This is a genomic window from Phycicoccus jejuensis, from assembly GCF_044797865.1.
GTDB classification, from domain to species: domain Bacteria; phylum Actinomycetota; class Actinomycetes; order Actinomycetales; family Dermatophilaceae; genus Phycicoccus; species Phycicoccus jejuensis.
Genome location: NZ_CP085209.1, coordinates 2,770,548 through 2,789,315 on the forward strand (window position 1 = coordinate 2,770,548; position 18,768 = coordinate 2,789,315).

Sequence of the window (18,768 nt, forward strand, 5' to 3'; positions counted from 1 at the left end):
CCTTGCCACTGACAAGGCCGCGCCTCACCCGACAACGGTTCTCGGGTACAGCGCGGCCGTATCGGGTCACCCGATACGCGTGGTGCGGATGATGTGGGTCGGGCGGGGCGGCGGAGGGTCAGCGCAGGCGGGCGACGAGGTCGCGCACCTCGACGAGGGGGCCGGTGTAGAAGGGGATCTCCTCGCGGACGTGCAGCCGCGCCTTGGACGCGCGCAGCTCGCGCATGAGGTCGACGATGCGGTGCAGCTCGTCGGCCTCGAAGGCCAGCACCCACTCGTAGTCGCCGAGGGCGAACGCCGCGATGGTGTTGGCTCGCACGTCCGGGTACTCGCGCGCCATCTGCCCGTGCTCGACGAGCATGTCGCGGCGTTCCTTGTCGTCCATGACGTACCACTCGTACGAGCGCACGAACGGGTAGACGCAGACGTACTTCCGCGCCTCCTCGTCGGCCATGAACGCCGGGATGTGGCTCTTGTTGAACTCGGCCGGGCGGTGGAGGGCCGCGACCGACCACACCGGGTCGAGGTGCTGCCCGAGCTCGGTGCGCAGGAGCGCGTGGTACGCCTGCTGGAGCGCCTCGATGGTCGGAGCGTGCCACCAGACCATGAGGTCGGCGTCGGCGCGCAGGCCGGCGACGTCGTAGACGCCGCGGACCACGACGTCCTCGGCGCCGAAGGACGCGAAGAGCTGCTCGACCTCATCGGCGAGGGCGGCGCGGTCGGCGTCCCCGAGCGGCTCGGCGAGGGCGAACACCGACCACATGGCATAGCGGATGGTGTCGTTGATCTCGCGGATGCGGCTCGCGCCGGGCTTGCTCGGGGCGGGGCGGCTGGGGGTGCTCATCGCGACTCTCCTCGGGGTGCTGCGGTGCTCGCCGCGCCTGCCGCGGCGGAGGTCAGGTGCTCGACGACGGCGCGGGCGGCGGTCGTCGCGGAGGCGATGACGGCCGGGACGCCGACGCCGTCGTAGGTGGCGCCGGCGACCTCCACGCCGGCGAGGCCCGCGACGTCGGCGCGCACGCCCGCGACGCGCTCGACGTGGCCGACCGCGTACTGCGGCAGCGCGCCGCCCCAGCGCTGGACGTGGTGGTCGACGACCGGCGTCAGCGGGGCGCCGAGCGCCTCGCCGACCTCGGCCACCGCGAGGGTCACGAGGTCCGCGTCGTCCCGCTGGAGGACGGCCTCCTCCCCGGCCCGGCCGAGCGAGGCACGCAGGTGCACGACGTCGGGCGACAGCGCGCCGACCCACGCCCACTTGTTGGCGCTGAAGGTGCTCGCCTTGATGCTCCGCCCGTCGACCGGCGGCACGAGGAAGCCCGACCCGGGCAGCTCGGGCAGCCCCTCCCGGCGCACCGCGAGGGTGACGACGGCCATCGACGCCGTCTCGACCTCGCCGAGCAGCCGGGACGCGGCCGGCGCCAGGTCGGCCAGCAGGCGCGCGGTGGGGGCGGGCGGCAGGGCGAGGACGACGGCGTCGGCCTCGACCGCGACGGGGTCGGCAGCGGAGCCGACGACGAGGCGCCAGCGCGAGCCGGCGCGCTCGAGGCCGCGGACGACGGCGCCGGTGCGCAGCAGGGCCCCGCGCGCCCGCAGGGCGTCGGCGACCTCGACGGGCAGCCGGCCGATGCCGCCGCGGATGCCCGCGAACGGCTGGCGCGGCGCGGCGGCGGGGGCGTCGGGGCCGGGCGGCCGGACGGGTGGTGCAGCGGTCGGGGCCTCACCGGCCGCCGCACGCTGCCAGAGCGCCGGCATCGTCGCCCGGAGCGAGAGCCGGTCCGCGTGGCCGGCGTAGACCCCGCCGAGCAGGGGCTCGACGAGCCGGTCGACGACGGCGCGACCCATCACGTGCGACACGTACTCGCCGACCGACACGTCGTCGTGGACGGCGCCACCCGGCCACGGCTGCGGGTCGGCCGCGCGCGCGACCTCGTCGTCCGAGAGCAGGCCGCGTGCCGACTCCGGGTCGGTCGGGACGCCCATGAGCGTGCCCTGCGGCAGCGGGCGCAGCACGCCGCGGGACCAGAGCGTGGCGGAGGTCGTCGCCGGCGTGACGAGGTCGTCGTCCCCGAGGCCGACCCTCCGGGCCAGCCCGACGGCCTCGGGCCGGACGGCGAGCAGCGACTCGGCGCCGACGTCGACGAGGAGTCCCGCGACGGCGTCGGTGCGCAGCTTGCCGCCGAAGCGGTCCCCGGCCTCGAGGACGGTGACGTCGGCGTCCGGCAGCGCGTCGAGCACCTCGAGGGCCGCGGTGAGCCCGGCGATGCCGCCTCCGACGACGGCGACGTGGGGCCGGGTCGGGGGCGCGTCGGGCATGTCCTCAGGTTCTCACGGGGCATCCGGGGGTTCCCGGGCGGGTGGCGCGCCGGACCGGGGTCCGGCGAGACCCGGCCGATGCCGACCCGTGACCACATCGAGACCGCCGACGGGGAACTCCGACGGACCGTGCGGCGCCCCAGCGGAGACCGAGCCACCGACGAAGGAGTCACCCCGTGCCCACCACCTCCCTCCCCCCGTCCCGACGCCTCGCCGCCGCCCTGGCCGCCGGCGTCCTGTGCGTCAGTGCCCTCGCCGCGTGCAGCGCGTCCGACTCCGGCGCCTCGTCGTCCGCCGCCGGCGGTGCGGCCGATGCACCGGCCGCGAGCGTCGAGGCGCGCGACCAGGCGGCGACCGCCGTGGACCAGCAGGGCACGGGCAGCAAGGCCGCAGGGGGCGGCGCCTCGGCGGCGGTCGTCCCGGCCGTGGCCGAGCGCAAGCTGGCGCGGCGCGCCGACGTCTCGCTCGAGGTGGGCGACGTCGCGCGGGCCGCCTCGACCCTGCGGGCCGTCGCCACGCGCCAGGGCGGGCTCGTCGTCGCGGAGGAGGTCTCGAGCGACCCTGCCGCGCAGGGCAGCTGGGGCACCATCACCATCTCGGTGCCCACGGCGAAGCTCGACGCGACGCTCGACGAGGTCGGGAAGGCCGGCAAGGTCCTGTCGCGGCAGACGAGCACCGACGACGTCACCGGTCAGTACGTCGACACCGCCGCCCGCGTCGAGACGATGAAGGCCAGCGTCGAGCGGGTCCGCCTGCTCATGGGCCGCGCGGACAAGCTGGCCGACGTCGTGAGCCTCGAGGCCGAGCTGTCCCGGCGGCAGGCGGACCTGGAGTCGATGGAGCAGCAGCTCGCCGCCCTCGACGACCAGGTGAGCCTCTCCCCCGTCACCGTCCGGCTCGCGACGAAGGCCGGTGCGGCGCCCACGGAGGAGCCGACCGGGTTCGTCGCCGGGCTCGCCGCGGGCTGGACGGCGTTCACCCGGTCCGTGCAGCTCGTCCTGACGCTCCTCGGCGCGGTCCTGCCCTTCGGCGTCGCCGCGGCGCTCGTCCTCGTCCCGCTCGTCGCGTGGCTGCGCCGCCGCCGGCCGGTCGCCGTCGCGACGGAGCAGACCCCGCCGGCCGCCCCCTCGGCCTGAGGCTCAGCGGCGCCCGGTCTCCAGGGACCACCGGGTCTCGCCGTCGACGACGACGTCCGGCGCGCGACGCCCCTGCCCTGCCACGGAGTCCCGACGACCCACGCGAGCTCGACGCTGGCTCCGTCGCGGGTCAGCGTCGCCTGGACGTAGCCGACGAGAGGGCCGTCGCCGCCGTCGCGGACGACCCAGGTGCACCACTCCTCGCTCGGGTCTGCGGGCCCGCGCAGCTACAGGGCGTAGCGGGCGCGCAGCTCGTCGGCGCTCGCCGGACGGCCCCCGATCACCGTGTGCAGGGCCGGGTCGCCGAGGGCGCTCGCCATCGCCTCGGCGTGCTCGACGCGCAGCGGCTCGAGGGTCAGCCCGTCACCGGTGAGGACACGGTCGGCGGGCACGGGCTCAGGCGTCCCGGGCATCCGCGGCGAGCACCTGCTCGCGGAGGATGTCGGCGTGCCCCGCGTGCTGCGCGAGCTCGCGCAGGAGGTGCAGCTGCACCCAGCGCATCGACAGCGGCCCGCGCCGGTTGCCGTGGACGAGGTCGTCGAGGCCGACGGTCGCAGCGATGGACCGCGCTGTGGCGCAGGCCTTCTCGTGATCGGCCAGCACGGAGGCGATGGTGTCGGCGTCGTCGAGGACGAACGTCTCGTCGACCGTGGCGGGCAGCCCGATCTCGGTCCGCGGCCGCTGCAGCACGGCCTCCTCCGACCACACCCGCTCGACGAAGGTGACGTGCTTGAGCAGCCCGAGCAGCGTCGTCGCGGACGGCACGAGCCGGCGTCGCGCCTGCTCCTCGGTCAACCCGGCGAGCGTCTCGCGCAGCCCGGCCCGGTGCTCGTCGAGGAACGCGTCGAGCATGGCCCGCTCGTCGGGTACCGCCGGGCCGCCGGTCACCGCGCGGAGACCTCGTGGACGAGCTCGACGACGCGGGTGAGCACGTCGGGGTCGGTGTGCGGCAGGACGCCGTGGCCGAGGTTGAAGACGTGCCCGGGAGCGGCCCGACCCTCCTCGACGATCTCGACGACCCGGCGCTCGAGCGCCTCCCACGGCGCGAAGAGCAGCGCCGGGTCGAGGTTGCCCTGGAGCGGCCAGCGTCCGCCGGTGCGCTCGAGGGCGTCGGTCAGCGACACCCGGTAGTCGACCCCGACGACGTCGGCGCCCGCCTCGCCCATGAGGGTGAGCAGCTCGCCGGTGCCGACCCCGAAGTGGATGCGCGGCACGCCGAGGTCGGCGACCGACGCGAGCGCGGCGGCGGAGTGCGGCGCGACGAACCGTTCGTAGTCGGCGCGGCTGAGGAAGCCGGCCCAGGAGTCGAAGAGCTGGAGCGCCGAGGCACCGGCCTCGCCCTGCACCCGCAGGAACGCGCCGGAGATGCGGGCGAGCCGGGCGCACAGGTCGTGCCACAGCTCGGGGTCGCCGTGCATGAGCGCCTTGGTGTGCTCGTGGTTCTTCGACGGCCCTCCCTCGACGAGGTAGGACGCGAGGGTGAACGGCGCGCCGGCGAAGCCGATGAGCGGCGTCGCGCCGAGCTCGGCGGTGAGCATCCGGACCGACTCGGTGATGTCGGGGACGTCCTCGGGGACGAGGTCGCGCAGCCGCTCGAGGTCGGCGCGGGTGCGCACCGGCTCGGCGACGACCGGGCCGACACCGGCGACGATGTCGAGGTCGATGCCGACGGCCGCGAGGGGCACGACGATGTCGGAGAAGAAGATCGCCGCGTCGACGCCGTGGCGGCGCACGGGCTGGAGGGTGATCTCGGTGACGAGGTCGGGGCGCCGGCAGGACTCGAGCATCCCGACGCCCTCGCGGACCTTGCGGTACTCGGGCAGCGAGCGCCCGGCCTGGCGCATGAACCAGACCGGGGTGTGCGGCACGGGCAGGCCGCGGGCGGCCCGCACGAGGGCGGAGTCGGAGGCGGGCGCGGCGGCCGGGCTCGGGGAGGTCGTCACGGCTCGACATCCTCCCATCCGCCGGCGGGGGTGGACGCCGCGGTCAGAGGGCGATCAGGACCGCGCCGCCGAGGGCGAGGGCGACGCCGGCCTGCTGCACCCGCCGCAGCCGTTCCTTGATGACGACGCGCGCGAGCACGATCGTCACGACGGGGTAGAGCGAGCCGAGCACGGAGGCGATGCTCACCTCGCCGCGCGAGGACGCGATGCCGAAGAGGAAGTTCGCGCCGAGGTCGCCGCAGCCGATGAGCAGCAGACAGGGCACCTCGCGCGGGGTGACGCCGCCGGTCGAGCGCACGAGCAGGGCGACGACGACGAGGATGCTCACCGACGTCAGGCGCATCCCCCAGAGCGTGAGGAGCGCGGACTCGCGGGCGCCGCGGTCGAGGCAGTAGAGGGCGAGACCGAAGCCGAGGGCCGCGACCGAGGCGAGGACGACCGGGCGTGGGGAGACCTCGCCGGTCAGCTCCGGGCCGCTGGCCAGCGTGACGCCGATGATCGCGACGAGCATCCCGACCCAGGCCCACGGCGAGGGGGTGTCGCCACCCGCCACGCCGAGGACGACGGGTACGACGACGCCGAGGGCGGCGATCGGTGCGACGACGCCCATCGTCCCGGCGGACAGGGCGGAATAGAAGCAGACGAGGCCGGTCATCCCCGCGAGGCCGGCGGCGACCGACCACAGCGGCCAGCCCTCGAAGGTGACGGTGTCGCGACGCACGAGGACGATCGCCGAGACGACGAGGAGGGCCAGGCCCTGCGTCCAGCCGACGACCGCGACCGGTGGGCGGCGCCGCGAGGCGAGGCCGGCGAAGAAGTCCGAGGTGCCCCAGACCGCCGACGAGGCGAGGGCGAGGAGGCTCAGCACAGCCGCAGGCTAGGCGAGGAGGGGCGGGCCGGGCAGCGCCGTCCGGGGCGCGTTCGGGGTCGGAGGGGTGGGTCAGTCGGTTTCCACCGACGGGTCGAGGTATTCGGCGACCCTCTCGCGGTGGCCGAATACCTCGACCCACTCGAGCCCGTCCGGGTCGAGGTGAAACTGGACCCCCTCGCGGTCGCGTTTCACCTCGACTCGGCGGAGTCCCGTCGCCCGATGGTGGATGCCCCCGACCTCCTTGCCCGTGCGAGGTTTCCCGTGCGCCGTGGAAGGAACACCTTCCGCGGTGGAAGGGAAACCTTGCCGAGTGGAAGGAAGAGCTTGCCGGGTGGAAGGGAAACCTTGCCGGGTGGAAGGGAAACCTTGCGGGTGCAAGGGGTCGACCGGTCGGCTGCCGTTCGGCGCGCCCTGCCGCGCTGGGGCGGGCGCGCGTCCTACTGTGCTCCACGTGGCGCGCAGCACCGTGACCGGGAGGGAGTCCCCGGACTTCACCCGGGCACTCGACGAGCTGCACCGTGCGCGGCTGCGGCCCGAGGTGCGGCTCACCGAGGTGCCCGCGCCCCAGCGGATCGCCCCGCACGCGGTCGCGCTGACCGCCGACGTCATCGACCCGCACGACCCCGACTCCGAGCTCGCCTCGGGCCGGTTCGTCCTCCTCCACGACCCCTCCGAGCCCGAGCCGTGGGGCGGCGCCTGGCGCGCCGTCACCTTCGCCCGGGCCGAGCTCGAAGAGGAGTTCGCCACCGAGCCGCTGCTCGGCGAGGTCGGCTGGAGCTGGCTGACCGACGCGCTCACGGCGCGCGGTGTGCCGTTCATCGCCGAGGCCGGCACCGTGACGCGTGTCGTGTCCGAGAGCTTCGGCGGCCTCGCCGACCGCCCCGCGAGCGTCGAGATGGAGCTGCGGGCGTCGTGGACGCCGCTCGGCCCCGAGGCCGGCGAGCACCTCCTCGCCTGGTCCGACCTCCTGTGCACGATCGCCGGGCTGCCCCCGCTGCCCGACGGCGTCGTCGCCCTCCCGGGCCCTCGACGGTGACCGCCGGATGAGCCAGGAGACCCCCCACACCGACCCGACCCCGGAGGACGACCACGTGCCCGCCACTCCCGTCGCGGAGCCCGTGCCCCTCGAGGAGCCGGCCGAGGGCGTGCCCTCCGTCGTCGAGACCGAACGCGGCCTGGACGAGGCCGCCGCCGCCATCGCCGCGGGCGTCGGCCCGGTAGCGATCGACGCCGAGCGCGCCTCGGGCTACCGCTACGGCCAGCGCGCCTACCTCGTGCAGCTGCGCCGCGAGGGCTCGGGCACCTGGCTCATCGACCCCGTCGCCGTCCCCGACCTCACGCCGGTCAACGACGCGATCGGCGCCGCGGAGTGGATCCTCCACGCCGCCACCCAGGACCTCGCCTGCCTCGCCGAGGTCGGCCTGCGCCCGCGCCAGCTGTTCGACACCGAGCTCGCCGCCCGCATCCTCGGCCTGCCGCGGGTCGGTCTCGCCGCCGTCGTCGAGCACTACCTCGGGCTGCGCCTGGCCAAGGAGCACTCCGCGGTCGACTGGTCCACCCGCCCACTGCCCGACCCGTGGCTGCGCTACGCGGCGCTCGACGTCGAGGTCCTCGGCGAGCTGCGCAACCTCATGGGCGTCGACCTCGCGGCGCAGGGCAAGGACGAGTGGGCGCGCCAGGAGTTCACCGCGCTGCTCACCTGGGCCCCGACCGAGCGCGTCGACCCGTGGCGGCGCACCTCCGGCATCAACACGCTGCGCTCGCGCCGGGCCGTCGGCGTCATCCGTGAGCTCTGGTACGCCCGCGACACGATCGCCCGCGAGCGCGACACCTCGGTCGGCCGCGTGCTGCCGGACGCCGCGCTCGTCGACATCGCGGCCGCGCTCCCCCGCGACACCGCGGCCCTGCCGTCCGGCCACCGCGCCATCAAGCGCTACGGCCGGCAGTGGGTCGAGGCGGTCGAGCGGGCTGTCGCCCTCCCGGAGGAGAAGCTGCCGCCGCGGACCCTCCCGTCGGACGGCCCCCCGCCGCCGCGCGTGTGGGCCGACAAGAACCCCGCGGCCGCCGCCCGGCTCTCGGCGACGCGCGCCGCCCTCACCGAGTTCGCCGACGAGCACAGCATCCCGGTCGAGAACGTCTGCTCCCCCGACCCGCTGCGCCGCGTCGTCTGGACGCCGCCGGAGCAGCGCGACGTCGAGGGCTTCTCGGCCGCGCTGGCCGCCTACGGCGTGCGCCGCTGGCAGGCCGACGTCGTCGCGCCGATGCTCGTCGTGGCCTTCGAGGCGCACCCCGACTCCTGACGGCAGCCTCACCGGCCGCCCCTGGCGAGGCTTGCCGCCGCGCTCAGAAGTCCTGGCTGCTCTCGGTCGGCCCGCTCCCGCCGTGCCGCTGCCGGTGGCGGCGCAGGTGGATGCGCCGGGACAGCCGGATCGAGGGCCTCAGCATCAGCTGGGCCGAGCCGACGACGAAGAACCAGGTGCCCGCGTACGTCGTCGACTCCCGGAAGAACAGGATGCTCCCGACGAGGAACCAGACCGCGATGAGCAGGTCGTTGACGATGCTCAGCGTCTCGTAGCGATTGCGCAGCACGAGCTCGTCGTCGGTCCAGGGCAGCGTCAGGTCCACGGTCTTCTCCTCCCGGAGGTCAGGGGTCGGTCCCGTCCAGGCTGGCAGACCGCGAGTCCCGCACCCTCAGCGGTAGAGGCCCTCGGCGTACGCGGGGCCGTAGTAGGCGTCGAGCTCCTCGAGGCTGCGCCCGTCGGGCTCGACGTCGTGGGCGATGACGGCCCGCCGCGGCACCTCGTCGAAGGGCCGCCAGGTCTCCGGCTCCCAGAGGCCGGCGCGCAGGAACGCCTTGCTGCAGTGGAAGAACACCTGCTCGACGTCGACGACGAGGGCGAGCAGCGGGCGGTGGCCCCGCACCGTCATCTCGTCGAGGAACGGCGCGTCCGACACCAGGCGCGCCCGGCCGTTGACGCGCAGCGTGTCGCCACGCCCGGGCACGAGGAAGAGCAGGCCGACGTGCGGGTTCTCCAGCACGTTGCGGTAGCCGTCGACGCGGCGGTTGCCCGGGCGCTCCGCGACGGCGATCGTGCGTCGGTCGAGGACGTGGACCAGGCGCCCGGCGGGGTCGCCCTTCGGCGAGGCGTCGCACGCGCCGTCGGCGTTCGCGGTGGCCAGGACGCAGAACGGGGCGGCCCGCAGCCACGCGAGGTCGACGTCGAGCAGGTGGTCGCGCTCCTTCTCGACGGCCCGCCGGGCCGGCTCCCCGACGAGGGCCGCGAGCGCCTCGACGTCGTCGACGGTGGTCCACCCGCGCTCGTCCATGCCCCTCAGGCTACGGCGCGTGACCCCGGTCACCCCGGCGCCTCTCGATGACTGAGCGCTTGCTTAGTACGATCGACGCAGCCCGGTCCCCGCCGGGCGGTCCCACGTCCCCGACCAGGGAGGCCACCTCGTGCCCCGTGAGCTCCAGGAGGTCGTCTTCGTCGACGGCGTCCGCACCCCCTTCGGCAAGGCCGGCGAGAAGGGCATGTACGCCCAGACCCGCGCCGACGACCTCGTCATCAAGTGCGTCCGCGAGCTGCTGCGGCGCCACCCCGAGCTCCCGGCCGAGCGGGTCGAGGAGGTCGCCATCGCCGCGACGACGCAGATCGGCGACCAGGGCCTGACCCTCGGCCGGATGACGGCGCTCCTGTCCGGGCTGCCGAAGTCGACGCCGGGCTACTCGATCGACCGGATGTGCGCCGGCGCGATGACCGCCGTGACGACCGTGTCGTCGGCCATCGGCGTCGGGGCCATCGACATCGCCGTCGCCGGTGGCGTCGAGCACATGGGCCGTCACCCGATGGGCGAGGGCGTCGACCCCAACCCGCGGATCGTCGCCGAGCGCCTCGTCGACGAGTCCGCCCTCGTCATGGGCAAGACCGCCGAGAACCTCCACGACCGCTTCCCGCAGCTGACCAAGGAGCGCTCCGACGCCTTCGCCGTCGGCAGCCAGCGCAAGCTCGCCGCCGCCTACGAGGCCGGCAAGGTCCAGCCCGACCTCGTCCCCGTCGCGACCCGCCACCTCGAGAAGGGCTGGGGCCTCGCGACCGCCGACGAGCCGCCGCGCCCCGGCACGACGCTCGAGGAGCTCGCCGGCCTCAAGACCCCGTTCCGTCCGCACGGCAACGTCACCGCCGGCAACGCGGCGGGCCTCAACGACGGCGCCACCGCCTGCCTCCTCGCGAGCCAGGCCGCCGCCGACGAGCTCGGCCTGCCTGTCCGGATGCGCCTGGTCTCGCACGCCTTCGTCGGCGTCGAGCCCGAGGTCATGGGCATCGGTCCGGTCCCCGCCACCGAGAAGGCCCTCGCCAAGGCGGGCCTGACCATCGACGACATCGGCCTCTTCGAGCTCAACGAGGCGTTCGCCGTGCAGGTCCTCTCCTTCCTCGACCACTTCGGCATCGCCGACGACGACGAGCGCGTCAACCCGTGGGGCGGCGCCATCGCCACGGGTCACCCGCTCGCGTCCTCCGGCGTGCGCCTCATGACCCAGCTCGCCCGTCACTTCGAGGAGCACCCCGAGGTGCGCTACGGCCTCACCGCGATGTGCATCGGCATCGGGATGGGCGGCTGCGTCATCTGGGAGAACCCGAACCACGCGGACTACCGGAAGGACGCCTGAGCCATGACCACCACCACCCAGGCCCCCGCCCTGCCCGCCGAGGTCGTCACCCGCACCCCCGTGCAGGACGTCACGCTCCCCGGCGGCGCCGGCACCCTGGCCCTCGTCACGCTCGACAACGGCAAGGACCACACCCGCCCGAACACCTTCGGCCCCGAGGGCGTCGCCGGGCTCCAGGCCACGCTCGACACCCTGCGGGCCCGCGCCGAGGCCGGCGAGATCCAGGCCGTCGGCGTCACCGGCAAGCCGTTCGTCTTCGCCGTCGGCGCCGACCTGTCCGGCATCCCGTACGTCACCGACCGCAGCCAGGCCGTCGAGATCGCGCAGGCCGGCCACCGCGCCTTCGCGACCCTCATGGACCTGCCGGTGCCGACGTTCGCGTTCGTCAACGGCGCGGCGATGGGCGGCGGCGTCGAGCTCGCGCTCGCGGCCGACCACCGGACCATCTCGGCCGGCGTCCCCGCCTTCGCCCTCCCCGAGACCTTCCTCGGGCTCGTCCCCGGCTGGGGCGGCTGCTGGATGCTCCCGAACCTCGTCGGTGCCGAGGCGGCCCTCAAGGTCGTCATCGAGAACCCGTTGTCGCAGAACCGGATGCTCGCCGCTAAGGATGTCGCCGCGATGGGCATCGCCGACGTCCTGCTCCCCCCGGCGGACTTCCTCGAGGACTCGCTGCGCTGGGCGGCCGGAGTGCTGAGCGGCGCCGTGACCGTCGAGCGCGCCGAGGTCGACCGGTCCGCCGAGGCGTGGGACGCCGCGTGCGACCGCGCCGGCAAGGTCGTCGTCGCCAAGACCGGCGGGCGCGCCCCCGGCGCGCTGCGGGCGGTCCAGCTCGTCCGGGCCGCGCGGACCGCGTCGCGCGAGGACGCCTTCGCGGCCGAGGACGAGGCGCTCGGCGACCTCATCATGTCCGACGAGCTGCGGGCCGGCCTCTACGCCTTCGACCTCGTCCAGAAGCGGGCCAAGCGGCCGGCCGGCGCCCCCGACAAGGCGCTCGCCCGCCCGGTCACCAAGGTCGGCGTCGTCGGCGCGGGGCTCATGGCGAGCCAGCTCGCGCTCCTCTTCGCGCGCCGCCTCGGGGTGCCGGTCGTCATGACCGACCTCGACGAGGACCGCGTCGCCAAGGGCGTCGGCTACGTGCACCAGGAGGTCGACCAGCTGCTCGCCAAGCGCCGGGTCTCCCCCGACAAGGCGTCCTTCCTCAAAGGCCTGGTCACCGGCTCGACGAGCAAGGACGGCTTCGCCGACGCCGACCTCGTCATCGAGGCCGTCTTCGAGGAGATGTCGGTCAAGCAGCAGGTCTTCGCCGAGGTCGAGGCCGTCGTCTCCGCCGAGTGCGTCCTCGCGACCAACACCTCGTCGCTGTCGATCACCGAGATGGCGAGCGGGCTCACGCACCCGGAGCGGGTCGTCGGCCTGCACTTCTTCAACCCCGTCGCGGTCATGCCGCTGCTCGAGGTCATCCCCGGCGAGCACACCGACGAGGCGACCCTGGCCACCGGCTTCGCGGTGGGCAAGGGCCTGAAGAAGACGTGCATCCGCTCCAAGGACTCGGCGTCGTTCGTCGTCAACCGCCTGCTCGGCCGCTTCATGGGCGAGTACTCGCGGGTCGTCGACGAGGGCACCCCGGTCGCCGTCGCGGACCGCGCCGTCGCCGGCCTCGCGCCGATGCCGCCGTTCGTCCTGCTCGGCCTCGTCGGTCCGGCCATCGCGCTGCACAACAGCGAGACCCTGCACCGCGCGTTCGGTGACCGCTTCTTCGTCTCCCCGACGCTGCGGCGCCTCGTCGAGGCGGGCAAGCGTGGCTACTACGCCACGGACGAGCGCGGCCGCCCGGTGCCCGACCCGGAGGTCGAGGCGATGCGCGAGCAGCCGGCCGAGCCGGTCGAGCTCTCCGTCGACGAGGTCCGGGCCCGCGTGCTCGGCGCCATCGCCGAGGAGGTCGGGCTGATGCTCGCCGAGGGCGTCGTCGAGGCCCCGATGGACATCGACCTGGCGATGATCACCGGCGCCGGCTTCCAGTTCTGGAACGGCGGGATCATCCCCCTGCTCGACCGCGAGGGCGTGACCCAGCGCGTGCTCGGCCGCCGGGTCCTCCCCCACGGCGTCGCGAGCGTGCCCGCCACCGCCTGACCACCCGCGCGACCCGCCCGACGACGGTACGGACCACCCGGTCCGTGCCGTCGTCGCAGGCCACGGGGGTCCCTGAGAGACCCCCCAGGACGCGCGGGCCGCAACGCGGTGATATCTCATATCTGATCTACCATGGTCTGCGTGACGACCACCTCCGACACCTACCTGACCCGGATCGGCACCCTCATCCGGGACGCCCGCCGCCACCAAGGGCTGACCCAGAGCGAGCTCGCCGAGCTCCTCGGAACCAGCCAGAGCGCGGTCGCCCGGATCGAGCAGGGCAAGCAGAACCTCTCGCTCGAGATGCTCGCCCGCGTCGGCGAGAAGCTCGACAGCGAGTTCGTCTCGCTCGGCCACTCCGGTCCCCAGCACCTGCGGATCGTCGGCGGGCACAAGCTCTCCGGCTCGATCCCCGTCAAGACGAGCAAGAACGCCGCCGTCGCCCTCCTGTGCGCGAGCCTGCTCAACAAGGGCCGCACGACGCTGCGCAACCTCGCGCGGATCGAGGAGGTCAACCGGATCATCGAGGTCCTCACCTCGATCGGCGTCAAGGTGCGCTGGCTGCCCGACAGCAACGACCTCGAGATCGTGCCGCCGGCCCGCCTGGACCTCGACGGCATCGACATCGAGGCCGCCCGCCGCACGCGCACTGTCATCATGTTCCTCGGGCCGCTGCTCGCCGAGTACGACGACTTCCAGCTGCCCTACGCCGGCGGCTGCGACCTCGGCACGCGCACGGTCGAGCCGCACCTGTCGGCGCTGCGCCACTTCGGGCTCGACGTCACGGCGACGCACGGCTTCTACGAGGCCGCCGTCGACCGCAGCCGCCACCCGAAGCGCGCCATCGTCCTCACCGAGCGCGGCGACACCGTGACCGAGAACGTCCTGCTGGCCGCCGCCCGCTACGAGGGCACGACGGTCATCCGCAACGCCTCCCCGAACTACATGGTCCAGGACCTGTGCTTCTTCCTGCGCGGGCTCGGGGTCGAGATCGACGGCATCGGCACGACGACCCTCACCGTCACCGGCGTGGGCCGCGTCGACACCGACATCGAGTACTTCCCCTCCGAGGACCCGATCGAGGCGATGAGCCTCATCGCGGCCGCGGTGGTCACCGGCTCCGAGATCACCATCGAGCGGATGCCGATCGAGTTCCTCGAGATCGAGCTGGCCACCCTCGAGGAGATGGGCCTGAAGTTCGACCTCACCGAGGAGTACCTCGCGAACAACGGGCACACCCGCCTCGTCGACCTGACGATCCACCCCGGCCCGCTCACCGCGCCGGTCGACAAGATCGCCCCGATGCCGTTCCCTGGCCTCAACATCGACAACCTGCCGTTCTTCGCGCTCATCGCCGCGTGCGCCGAGGGCAGGACGATGATCCACGACTGGGTCTACGAGAACCGCGCGATCTACCTCACCGAGCTGACGAAGATCGGCGCCCAGGTGCAGCTGCTCGACCCGCACCGGGTGATGATCACCGGCCCGACGCCCAAGTGGCGCGCCGCCGAGGTCATGTGCCCGCCGGCGCTGCGCCCCGGCGTCGTCGTGCTCCTCGCGATGCTGGCCGCGCCCGGCACCTCGGTGCTGCGCAACGTCTACGTCATCAACCGCGGGTACGAGGACCTCGCCGAGCGCCTCAACGCCCTCGGCGCGACGATCGAGACCTTCCGCGACATCTGAGGGTCCTGACGTGCCCGGCGTCGAGCGCCCGCTCACGGGCCAGGTGGTGACGGTCTTCCGCAACCGCCTGCGCCCGGAGCACGAGGGTGCCTACCGGGACGAGCTCGCCGTCCTGGCCGAGCTCGCCCGGTCGATGCCGGGGTTCGTCGAGACGAAGACCTTCGTCGCCGAGGACGGCGAGCGGGCCACGATCGTCACGTTCGCCGACGCCGCGTCGCACCGCGGCTGGCGCGACCACCCGCGCCACCGCGAGGCGCAGCGCCACGGCATCGCCGACTACTACAGCGAGTACTCGATCGCCGTCGGCGAGACCTCCTACGCGTCGTCTTTCACGCACCGCCCCAAGGTCTGAGCCCCCTCGCGACCTCTCGACAGGAGGCTCTCCCCCGGCGCACACTGCGGGGATGGAGCGCTCCGTCCCCGGTCGCAGCGCGGTCGTCGCCGACGCCCGCGGCGAGGGGCGTGCGCTGCGCGTGACGTGGCACCCGGAGGCCGGCGTCGTGGTGCTCTCGGTCTGGCGCGACAACGTCTGCGTCGCGACGACCCGCCTCGCGCCGGACGAGGCCGCCGACCTCGTCGAGGTGCTGGCCTCCGGCCTCGCCGACGGCTACGACGCGGTGCGGCAGGCGCGTCCCGAGGCCGGCTGAGCCCCTTCGGCTCGTGCGTCAGGGGAAGTCGGCGCCGGCCTCGAGCCTCAGCCGCAAGAGGACGTCGAGCGCCACCGAGTCGCCGTCGCGCCCTCCGGCGCCGACCTGCAGCGGCGCGTCGCTCGGGTCGACGTGGATGCCCGTGAGCCGTCCGCGCAGGCTGGGCGCGACGACGAGGACGTACCAGCGCCCGTCCGTGCCGACCGCGGCCCGGTGGTCGCGGCGCACGTACCAGCCCTCGACGTCGGTCCGCAGCGTCCCGCTGCCGCTGTAGGGCCGGGCGCGCAGCCGGGTGGGCTCGACGCCGGCCGCGCGCATCGCGGCGGCGAACTCCGCGACCATCGGGGCGGTGCGCCGGGCCTCGGCCTGCGCCGCCCGCTGCGCCGCCGCGTGGTGGTACTCGGCGTTCTCGCGGGCCTGCCGCCGCCGCTGCGCCGCGGCGTCCGTCGGGTCGCCGTCCACGCTCATGGAGCGATCATCGCAGGACGCCGTGACCGCTCCACGGCAGAGGCGTCGCGGTGTCGTCGCGTCGGGTGGGCACGTCATCATCCTCTCCCGGCGCCCGCCCTAGACTCGGGCGCGTGACCACTCCCCCGGCGTACCCCACGATGGAGGACGTCATCGGCGGTACGCCGCTGGTGCGTCTGCAGCGGCTTCCCGGGGTGGAGAACGACCGGCGCGGCAACGTGCTCCTCGCCAAGCTCGAGGGCAACAACCCCGCCGGCTCGGTCAAGGACCGGCCGGCGATCAGCATGATCCGCGGCGCCGAGGCGCGCGGCGAGATCTCCCCCGGCGACACGCTGCTCGAGGCCACCTCCGGCAACACGGGCATCGGCCTCGCGATGGCGGCGGCCATCAGCGGCTACCCGCTGGTCATCGTCATGCCCGAGGACGCCTCCGTCGAGCGGGCGCAGACGATGCGGGCGTTCGGCGCCGAGCTGGTCCTCACGCCCGCGTCCGGCGGGATGGAGGAGGCCCGCGACGTCGTGACACGGATGGAGCAGGAAGGTCGCGGCCGGGTGCTCGACCAGTTCGGGAACCCGGACAACCCCCGGGCCCACGAGCTCGGGACCGGTCCGGAGCTGTGGGAGCAGACCGGTGGTCGCATCACGCACTTCGTCTCGGCGATGGGCACGACCGGCACGATCACCGGCGTCTCGCGCTACCTCAAGTCCCGCAACCCCGAGGTGCAGATCGTCGGCGCGCAGCCGGCGGAGGGCTCGAAGATCCCCGGCATCCGCGCGTGGCCGCCGGCGTACGTCCCGCGCATCTTCGACCCGGCCGCGGTCGACCGGACCGTCGAGGTCACCCAGGCGGACGCCGAGGAGATGGCCCGGCGGCTGGCCCGTGACGAGGGCATCTTCGGTGGCCCGTCGGCGGCCGGCGCCTGCTGGACCGCGCTGCAGGTGGCGCAGGAGGTCGAGGACGCGACGATCGTCTTCGTCGTCTGCGACCGCGGCGACCGCTACCTCTCGAGCGGCGTCTTCCCCGCCTGAGGCGCCCTCTGTCGAGCGAGGTTCCGCGTCGTCACGGTGATGACGCGGACGTTCGTGCAGGACGCGCTTGTATCCCCGTCCCGCGCCACTTTCCGCGCCGTCCCTGTGACGAACCGGGCCTCGGCAGGGCCCATCTGCCCCGATCGGATGACGACGCAATGCGTGACGTGCGAGGCTGCCCCGCGTGATCCGCTACCTGCCGGTGCTGCTCGAGCTCGCCCTGACCGTCTACTGCCTCATCGACGCCGTCCAGACCGACGAGCTCGTCATCCGCAACCTGCCGAAGCTCGCGTGGATCTTCATCATCCTGCTGTTCCCGATCGTCGGTGGCGTGGCGTGGCTCGTCGCCGGTCGCCCGACCCGCGACACGTGGTCCGGGCGCACCCAGCAGCAGCGCTGGGAGGACCACCGCCGCGAGCAGGAGTGGCTCCGGGCGCAGGAGCGCCGTCGCTCGCAGGGTCCGGACGACGACCCCGACTTCCTCAAGGGTCTCTAGCCCGCTGCGCGAGTCGGGCCACGCGCCCTACGATCCGTCCATGACGAGCTCGGTGGAGGGGCAGGAGCGTCGGGACCTCGACGCGGCGGAGACGCGCATCTACGGCGTCGTCTGGCTGGGGCTGCTGGCCGCTGCCGCCGGCGTCGTGGTCGGCGTGGTGACGGCCCTGTCAGAGACGGGCTTCTTCGTGGTCGGTGCTGCCCTGACCACCACCTCCGTGACGCTCGGCGCGCTCGTGTACCTGGTCAGCAAGGTGCTCGACAGGCTGTAGCACCACGGGGACAGAACGTGGCCGACCTCGACGTGTCGAAGGGGAAGATCGTGCTGGGCCTCGCCACGGGCCTCGGCGGCGGATTCATAGCGTGTCCCCGGACGTCGGCGCCAGCATCCTCGTGGGACAGGTCAGTGCAGCGCGGCGTCCGCGGGTGAGACCTCCCACGAGTGGAAGCGCACGGTGAGCCCGGACCGGGTGGGCGCGCAGACGAAGGGCCCCGCCTCAACGTCCAGGTCGGGGTCGAGCGGCAGGACGCGGATCATCACGAACGGCTCGTCGTCGACCCTGGCCCGGACCGTCACCGCGTCTCCGGATCGGCTGGCGCGCACGGTGACCCGGCGGCCCGCCCACGACGGGACGGGGAAGGCCGACCAGTCCGAGCGGTCCCTCGTCGCGACCACCCCGACGCTGGGCGCGCCGTCGACGTGCTCGACGCCGGCCTTGACCCACTGCGTCGCCGACGCGCGCAGGAACACACCGGCCTGGTCGAACTGGTCGGTGAAGGCCACCGCGAACGTCACCTCGACCGCACCCTCCCGGTCCAGGGGCCGCAGGAGGGCGTGCTCGGAGTCGTGGACGAACCCGTACGAGGTGGTCCGCCAGGCGTCCGAGCCCTCGGCCGCCGTCACGAGGAGGTCCTCCCCGTCGGTCTCGACCTGCACGGGCTCGTGCGTCCACGAACCCTCCGACCACGGGACGCTGACGGCGGACATGGGTCCCAGTCTCCCCCGTCCCACGGGCCCGCGACGTGGGAGGGTCGGCACATGACGAGGAGCGACACATGACCCGGTTCGGCCTGGTGGTCCGGTTCGAGCTGCGGCCCGGGCGGGCCGAGGCGTTCGACGCGATGATGCGCGAGACGGTGGCGGGCATCGCCACCCACGAGCCGCGCACCCTGGCCTATGCGGTGCACGCGCTCGAGGGCGAGCGGGACGTCCGCATCTTCTACGAGCTGTACGACGACGAGGCCGCGCTCGACGAGCACGAGGCCCAGCCCACGACCCGAGCCTTCCTCGACCGGGTCGACGAGTTCGTCACGAGCGTCGACGTCCAGCGGCTGCACCTCGTGACGGCCACCGGCATCGCGGACCCCGCGGGCTGACCGCAGCA

General features: G+C 74.0%; 22 protein-coding genes. 12 read left to right on the plus strand and 10 right to left on the minus strand.

Translation table 11 applies throughout. The features are described from left to right. Window positions 1-118: 118 nt before the first annotated feature. The gene (gene hemQ, locus LG324_RS13160) at window positions 119-844 is read right to left on the minus strand and encodes a hydrogen peroxide-dependent heme synthase (RefSeq protein WP_404348549.1); all 726 of its coding nucleotides are present in this window, start codon (window positions 842-844) and stop codon (window positions 119-121) included. Next, entirely contained in the window at window positions 841-2,313 is a 1,473-nt protein-coding gene (hemG, locus tag LG324_RS13165; protein ID WP_404348552.1) for a protoporphyrinogen oxidase, read from the minus strand. The genes hemQ and hemG overlap by 4 nt, the downstream gene beginning before the upstream one ends. 176 nt (window positions 2,314-2,489) lie before the next feature. Between hemG and LG324_RS13170 the strand changes: the two genes are divergently transcribed. Continuing rightward, window positions 2,490-3,449, plus strand: coding sequence for a DUF4349 domain-containing protein (locus LG324_RS13170; RefSeq protein WP_404348555.1), 960 nt, complete (start codon window positions 2,490-2,492; stop codon window positions 3,447-3,449). Window positions 3,450-3,676: 227 nt separating this feature from the next. Here the strand turns inward: LG324_RS13170 and LG324_RS13175 are convergent, their stop codons facing one another. From LG324_RS13175 to LG324_RS13190, 4 genes are read right to left on the minus strand one after another with little or no spacing between them, the layout of a single operon-like run. Then, window positions 3,677-3,841: a hypothetical protein gene (locus LG324_RS13175; protein ID WP_404348557.1), complete on the minus strand. Its 165-nt coding sequence runs from the start codon at window positions 3,839-3,841 to the stop codon at window positions 3,677-3,679. Window positions 3,842-3,845: 4 nt separating this feature from the next. Then, the gene (locus tag LG324_RS13180) at window positions 3,846-4,301 is read right to left on the minus strand and encodes a DinB family protein (protein WP_404348559.1); all 456 of its coding nucleotides are present in this window, start codon (window positions 4,299-4,301) and stop codon (window positions 3,846-3,848) included. Window positions 4,302-4,333: 32 nt separating this feature from the next. Further along, the gene (hemE, locus tag LG324_RS13185) at window positions 4,334-5,410 is read right to left on the minus strand and encodes a uroporphyrinogen decarboxylase (protein ID WP_030529033.1); all 1,077 of its coding nucleotides are present in this window, start codon (window positions 5,408-5,410) and stop codon (window positions 4,334-4,336) included. A gap of 25 nt (window positions 5,411-5,435) precedes the next feature. After that, window positions 5,436-6,260 carry a DMT family transporter gene (locus LG324_RS13190; RefSeq protein WP_404348561.1) on the minus strand — a complete coding sequence of 275 codons (825 nt, stop codon included), beginning with the start codon at window positions 6,258-6,260 and terminating at the stop codon, window positions 5,436-5,438. Between the two features lie 454 nt (window positions 6,261-6,714). Between LG324_RS13190 and LG324_RS13195 the strand changes: the two genes are divergently transcribed. Then, a complete protein-coding gene (locus tag LG324_RS13195; RefSeq protein ID WP_030529030.1) occupies window positions 6,715-7,299 on the plus strand; it encodes a DUF3000 domain-containing protein in 585 nt (194 codons plus the stop codon). A gap of 7 nt (window positions 7,300-7,306) precedes the next feature. Continuing rightward, entirely contained in the window at window positions 7,307-8,563 is a 1,257-nt protein-coding gene (locus LG324_RS13200; protein WP_404348564.1) for an HRDC domain-containing protein, read from the plus strand. Window positions 8,564-8,606: 43 nt separating this feature from the next. Here the strand turns inward: LG324_RS13200 and LG324_RS13205 are convergent, their stop codons facing one another. Next, window positions 8,607-8,888, minus strand: coding sequence for a YrhK family protein (locus LG324_RS13205; protein ID WP_030529028.1), 282 nt, complete (start codon window positions 8,886-8,888; stop codon window positions 8,607-8,609). 66 nt (window positions 8,889-8,954) lie between these two features. After that, window positions 8,955-9,590 carry a pyridoxamine 5'-phosphate oxidase family protein gene (locus LG324_RS13210; RefSeq protein WP_404348567.1) on the minus strand — a complete coding sequence of 212 codons (636 nt, stop codon included), beginning with the start codon at window positions 9,588-9,590 and terminating at the stop codon, window positions 8,955-8,957. Between the two features lie 130 nt (window positions 9,591-9,720). Here LG324_RS13210 and LG324_RS13215 point away from each other — a divergent pair, with 130 nt between their 5' ends. The 5 genes from LG324_RS13215 (at window position 9,721) to LG324_RS13235 (ending at window position 15,392) form a co-directional block, all read left to right on the plus strand. Continuing rightward, window positions 9,721-10,932, plus strand: coding sequence for a thiolase family protein (locus LG324_RS13215; protein ID WP_404348569.1), 1,212 nt, complete (start codon window positions 9,721-9,723; stop codon window positions 10,930-10,932). A gap of 3 nt (window positions 10,933-10,935) precedes the next feature. Then, window positions 10,936-13,062, plus strand: a complete 2,127-nt coding sequence (locus tag LG324_RS13220) for a 3-hydroxyacyl-CoA dehydrogenase NAD-binding domain-containing protein (RefSeq protein ID WP_030529025.1) — start codon at window positions 10,936-10,938, stop codon at window positions 13,060-13,062. A gap of 141 nt (window positions 13,063-13,203) precedes the next feature. Beyond that, window positions 13,204-14,745, plus strand: a complete 1,542-nt coding sequence (locus tag LG324_RS13225; protein ID WP_404348571.1) for a helix-turn-helix domain-containing protein — start codon at window positions 13,204-13,206, stop codon at window positions 14,743-14,745. A 10-nt stretch (window positions 14,746-14,755) separates the two neighbouring features. Next, window positions 14,756-15,097: an antibiotic biosynthesis monooxygenase family protein gene (locus tag LG324_RS13230; RefSeq protein WP_404348574.1), complete on the plus strand. Its 342-nt coding sequence runs from the start codon at window positions 14,756-14,758 to the stop codon at window positions 15,095-15,097. Window positions 15,098-15,149: 52 nt separating this feature from the next. Continuing rightward, window positions 15,150-15,392 (plus strand): hypothetical protein, encoded by a 243-nt coding sequence (locus LG324_RS13235; RefSeq protein WP_030529022.1) that lies wholly within the window; start codon window positions 15,150-15,152, stop codon window positions 15,390-15,392. A gap of 18 nt (window positions 15,393-15,410) precedes the next feature. On the opposite strand, the gene LG324_RS13240 is transcribed toward LG324_RS13235, so the two are convergent. Next, complete coding sequence (locus tag LG324_RS13240) at window positions 15,411-15,860, minus strand: hypothetical protein (RefSeq protein ID WP_404348576.1); 450 nt, start codon at window positions 15,858-15,860, stop codon at window positions 15,411-15,413. 140 nt (window positions 15,861-16,000) lie between these two features. Between LG324_RS13240 and cysM the strand changes: the two genes are divergently transcribed. From cysM to LG324_RS13255, 3 genes are all read left to right on the plus strand, one after another. Continuing rightward, window positions 16,001-16,888 (plus strand): cysteine synthase CysM, encoded by an 888-nt coding sequence (cysM, locus tag LG324_RS13245; RefSeq protein WP_404353148.1) that lies wholly within the window; start codon window positions 16,001-16,003, stop codon window positions 16,886-16,888. A 184-nt stretch (window positions 16,889-17,072) separates the two neighbouring features. After that, window positions 17,073-17,384 carry a PLD nuclease N-terminal domain-containing protein gene (locus LG324_RS13250; protein ID WP_030529019.1) on the plus strand — a complete coding sequence of 104 codons (312 nt, stop codon included), beginning with the start codon at window positions 17,073-17,075 and terminating at the stop codon, window positions 17,382-17,384. A gap of 40 nt (window positions 17,385-17,424) precedes the next feature. Beyond that, on the plus strand, window positions 17,425-17,655 hold the full coding sequence (locus LG324_RS13255) for a hypothetical protein (RefSeq protein ID WP_030529018.1): 231 nt from the start codon (window positions 17,425-17,427) through the stop codon (window positions 17,653-17,655). Window positions 17,656-17,786: 131 nt separating this feature from the next. Here the strand turns inward: LG324_RS13255 and LG324_RS13260 are convergent, their stop codons facing one another. After that, window positions 17,787-18,371 carry a DUF1349 domain-containing protein gene (locus tag LG324_RS13260; protein WP_404348579.1) on the minus strand — a complete coding sequence of 195 codons (585 nt, stop codon included), beginning with the start codon at window positions 18,369-18,371 and terminating at the stop codon, window positions 17,787-17,789. A 68-nt stretch (window positions 18,372-18,439) separates the two neighbouring features. On the opposite strand from LG324_RS13260, the gene LG324_RS13265 reads away from it, so the two are divergent. After that, window positions 18,440-18,760, plus strand: coding sequence for a putative quinol monooxygenase (locus LG324_RS13265; RefSeq protein WP_404348581.1), 321 nt, complete (start codon window positions 18,440-18,442; stop codon window positions 18,758-18,760). Window positions 18,761-18,768: the final 8 nt, after the last annotated feature.